Source organism: Methylobacterium platani (assembly GCF_001653715.1).
Taxonomy (GTDB): Bacteria; Pseudomonadota; Alphaproteobacteria; order Rhizobiales; family Beijerinckiaceae; genus Methylobacterium; species Methylobacterium platani.
Genome location: NZ_LWHQ01000103.1, coordinates 1 through 4,518, shown reverse-complemented (window position 1 = coordinate 4,518; position 4,518 = coordinate 1). Strand labels below are relative to the sequence as shown.

The window sequence follows — 4,518 nt, the reverse complement described above, 5'->3', positions numbered from 1 at the left end:
CCCCGGCGGCGAGCGCGAGTTGCACGCGCTCAACGTTCTCGCGGGCGACCGCCTCGCTGACACGCAAAGCCGCCTCGGCTTCCTTGCGCGCCGTGACGTCGCTGAAGAAGATCGCGATGCAGCGCTCTCCAGGTCGACCGACCCGCACGGCACGCACGTCGAACCAGCGTTTAAACGCTTCGGCGTAGCTCTCAAAAGTCGCCGGCTCGCCGGTCTTGGCGACATGACCGTAGGTTTCAAACCAGAACCGCTCCAGGTCTGGAGCGAACTCGGTGACCCACTTGCCGCGCAGGTTAACACCAGCCTGCCGCTCGAAGGCAGGATTGGCCTCGACAAAACGGTAGTCGACCGGACGGTCATCCGCGTCGAACTTCACCTCCACGATGGCAAAGGCCGACTCAATCGTATCTACAATCGTACGGAAGCGCTCTTCGCTTTCGCGGGAGTGCTCCTCTGCCTGTCGCCGCCCGGTGATGTCCTGCACCGTGCCGTACATGGTGGTCACGCGGCCGGCCGCATCGCGCACTAGGCTGGCGTGTCGGGCAATCCAGCGCACGGCGCCGTCGTTGGCCCGGCGGATGCGGTACTCGGCGTCGGTGATGACGGTCCCGGCCGCCCGGGTCTCATCATCAGAAACCAGGTGGCGGTCCTCTGGCAGAGCGAGAGACTCGAACGCCTCGGCCGAGTAGAGGCCGGTCGGTGGGCGGCCGTAGATGCGGGCGAACTCGGGCGACACGTTGATGAGGCCGGAGGCTACGTCAACCTCGAAGGTGCCGACCTGACCGGCCTCCTGGGCGCGGCGGGAGCGGGTGTCGCTCTCCCGCAGAGCCTGTTCGCTGTCGATCCGCTCGTAGACTGCCGACATCATGCGGGCGAGGGTTTCGAAGAATGAAAACGCCTCGGCGTCGAACTCCGCCAGCTGGGTTGAGGCAAACGAGATCACCCCGCGCAGAGCCCCACGGCTCGTCAGTGGGAAGCCGACATAGGCGTTCAGGCCCAGCGCACGGGCCTTGGTGAACACCGGATCGTCGCCCGCCTGCATCGCGGTCAGTACCAAAGGCTGACGCCGTTCGGCGATGATGCCGCAGACGGGCGCCCCGAACGGCATCTTGCGCAGGTAATCCTGCACATCCGGGGTCGTGTTGAGCGAATGCGTCAGGCGGAGGTGCTTGCCGTCCGGCCAGAGGTCGTAGGTATAGCTCCGATCAAAGCCCAGGACGTCGGCGCTGGCCGCCAAGATGGGGTCGAGCACGGCCGCCGGATCGGTCGCGGTCAGCAGGGCATGCGACGCCTGAGCCAGGATCTCGATGTGCTTGGCCTGCCGCAGCTGGGCTTCTCGCTGGTCGAGCGCCTGGTCGCGGTGTTCGACTGCCTGGCGCAGCGCCAGCAGCCCAGAGACCTGCCGCGCCAGTGCGCGCAGGTCGTCCGCCTGCTCACCGGTCAGGCCGCCTGGCCGAGGCTGGGTGTCGATCGCGCACAGTGAGCCGAGCACCTGACCGTCTGGCGCGTGTAGCGGTGCGCCCGCGTAGAAGCGGATGAACGGCTCGCCGGTGACGAGCGGGTTGGCCGCGGTGCGCGGATCGGCGGTCAGGTCCTCGATGACCAGGAGGTCGGGCTCTGAGAGCACGTACTGGCAGACCGAGGAGTTGAGATCGGTCTCGCAGTGGGGGAAACCAACCCGGGCCTTGAACCACTGCCGCTTCGCGGTGACTAGGCTGACCAGCGCGACGGGCACGGCACACAGGCGAGTTGCCAGGCGCACGATGTCATCGAAGCCCTGCTCGGGCGAGGTATCCAGGATGGCAAGGCCATCGAGCGCCGCCAGCCGTACGGGGTCAACCACGACCGGCGCTGAGAGCCGGATGGCGCTCGCGCTGTCGTCACCGCCAATGGTGTTGAGGGGGGTTGCCATCAGCGGTGGGCGGGTCTCGTCGGCCGAACCTGGCCGATCCTCACATGCACTAACCCTGTGACCCAACGAACCGGCTGGAGACATCGGAGGAGGGGTGCGAGAGGACTGAACATGAACGCTGATGGAGGGGGCTTTCCGTATCCATAGCACGGGTCGGAAAACGGCGGCGAGGGAATTACGCATGGGCTGCAGGCGTCCAGCCAGACAGGACGCTGCTCTGGAGCGCACGCCCCTGACTAGCTTCGCCGCACGGAGGTTAGGGGCCTACGTTCTGAGCGCCGCTCTTCGCGGAAATCCGTGCTCTGGGCAGGTGCTCCTGGTTCCATACGCTCAGCTTATGCGCTCGGTCCCCGGCTTCGATTTTCAGACATATTAACCTTGCAGGTTCAAATGCCTAAAAAACCATCTCTTTGTTGACATGCGTGTAGCGGGCGGTTCTATGGTTCTTGCGTCACCAAACTGAAGTGCGTCCCTGAAGCCACACCAGATTTTAAAGGGCCACCTGCGACCTGTTTTCGACTGAGATGATTGAACCATCGCGCTTAAGCTCGACGTTATGCTCATCGCCACGGTTCAGGCCGGCGGTGAGATCAGCCCGAACCCAGGTGACACCGATGCTCAAGACGTTTCTCTTCGCCACCGCGGCCATCGCGACGTCCGGCGCGGCCCTAGCCGCCGACCTGCCCCGCCGTGCGGCACCTCCGGTGTTCACGCCGGTCGCCCCGGTGTTCACCTGGACGGGTGCCTACTTCGGCATCAACGCCGGCTACGTCTTCGACGGCGACACCCGCTTCGACCGCACGACCGGCGACCTCGCCAACAACAACGCCGCGCTCGCCGTCGGCCTGCGCCCGACCGCGGCCCGCGTGCGTAACGATGGGTTCACCGGCGGCGGCCAGATTGGCTACAATTATCAATTCACGCCGGGCTCAGGCTTCGTGATCGGTATCGAGGCGGACGCCGCCTATACCGACCTCGACCGGATCCGCACGCTGAGCAACACCACGAACTTCGGCCCGCTCGTCACGCCCGGCGCGGTCGCCACCACGCGGGTCAACACCTACCAAGGCGGTCTCGACTTCCTCGGCACCGTACGCGGGCGCGTCGGCTATGCCTTCGACCGCTTCATGGTCTACGGCACGGGCGGCTTCGCCTATGGCGGCGTCAACAACCGCGTGACGTTCTTCGCTCCGAACGGCACGATCCCGTTCTTCAACGGGCGGCAGAACGACATCCAGACCGGCTACGCCTACGGCGGTGGCGTCGAGTATGCGCTGCCGACCGACTCGTTCTTCAACTTCTTCCGCTCGAGCGCGGTGACGCTGAAGGCCGAGTACCTGCACTACAATCTTGGCGGTGACCGCTTCGCCATTCCTGGGGTCAACGGCGGGCCCGGTAATTACAGTGCGCGCGTGCGTAACGATGGCGATCTTGTGCGCGCTGGACTGAACTACAAGTTTGGTACGTTCTAGTCGTCAGGCAATCAAGCAGGGTCTGTAACGCTTTCGAGATCTGACCCCGTCGCCCTGGCGACGGGGTCCCGAAGTACCATATCTTTCGGGCAGCCTCGATTCTTCTCAGATGCCGGCGTACCAGGCGTAGCCTTGATCCTCCCAGTACCCGCCTCGACCCTGGCCGATCGCGGCGTAGCTCTCGACCACCTCGATGTGCATCACGTACTTGGCCTGCTTGTAGCCGAGCTGCCGTTCCAGGCGCAGGCGCAAGGGCGCACCATGCGCCACGGGCAGCGGCTGACCGTTCATAGTGTAGGCCAGGATGGTCTGCGGGTGGTAGGCATCCACGAGATCGATGCTCTCGTAGTAGCGCACGGGTTCTGATGACAGCGACGTCCGCTTCGGCGGATCGTCATCGGCATCGCTCGGCTCGTTCGTATCGCGCTTATCCTCCGCGCTACCGCTCCGCTTGGTCATGTTTGGGTTGGCTTGCTCCAGACCGGCCGCATCATCACTCTCGCCATCACCCGCACTATCGGCCTCCCCGCCCTCCATCGTGTCGGCGCAGTGGAAGACGATGTAGCGGGCCTGCGGCTTCAGTCCGGCCCGCTGCAGCAGCTCGGACAGGGGCACACCTGTCCATCCCCCGATGCAGCTCCAGCCCTCGACGCAGTCATGGCGGGTGATCTGCGTGCGCGAGGGTAGGGCACGTAGCTCGGCAAGTGAGAGCTTCAGCGGACGATCCACCAAGCCGTCCACCACGAGGTGAAAGTCTCGGAAACCGCGTCGGGCAAGAGCCTTGTAAGCTCGATCGGGCGGGCTCTCCGTGCCGTTCGGCTTGAACCAGGGGGAGATCTCGGCCGCCGTGTACTCCGGGGCGAGGGTCGCCTCGCGCAGGAGCAGGCGTTGCACGAAGAGGTTGGCGTCCTCACCCGTGTCGAGTGTGCGCCGAAACCATTCCGCGTTCCCGAGCCGATCGCAGCCACCGAGGCTGGCGGCCAGAGCCGTACTCGCTGCGCCGAGCAGGAGCCCGCGGCGGCTTGGTGGACGCCTCACGTTGGTTCTCCTGTGCGTGTCGTCGCGCGCAGCGGCCGGACCTTGCGAGCGATCACGAACCAGCCCGTGAGCATACCGCGCATGTTGTTCCAGAAG

At 65.2% G+C, this 4,518-nt stretch carries 3 protein-coding genes; 1 reads left to right on the top strand and 2 read right to left on the bottom strand.

Going from position 1 to position 4,518, the window contains the following annotated elements:
- A partial coding sequence (locus A5481_RS34875; RefSeq protein WP_197514277.1) for a GAF domain-containing protein occupies window positions 1-1,912 on the bottom strand: 1,912 nt, incomplete at its 3' end.
- A gap of 614 nt (window positions 1,913-2,526) precedes the next feature.
- Here A5481_RS34875 and A5481_RS31325 point away from each other — a divergent pair.
- The gene (locus A5481_RS31325) at window positions 2,527-3,384 is read left to right on the top strand and encodes an outer membrane protein (RefSeq protein ID WP_048434472.1); all 858 of its coding nucleotides are present in this window, start codon (window positions 2,527-2,529) and stop codon (window positions 3,382-3,384) included.
- A gap of 105 nt (window positions 3,385-3,489) precedes the next feature.
- On the opposite strand, the gene A5481_RS31320 is transcribed toward A5481_RS31325, so the two are convergent.
- Window positions 3,490-4,422 carry a molybdopterin-binding protein gene (locus A5481_RS31320; protein ID WP_048434471.1) on the bottom strand — a complete coding sequence of 311 codons (933 nt, stop codon included), beginning with the start codon at window positions 4,420-4,422 and terminating at the stop codon, window positions 3,490-3,492.
- Window positions 4,423-4,518 lie beyond the last annotated feature (96 nt).

Coding starts and splice junctions, on each gene's coding strand:
- A5481_RS31325 (WP_048434472.1), top strand. CDS start 2,527: ATGCTCAAGACGTTTCTCTTCGCCACCGCGGCCATCGCGACGTCCGGC.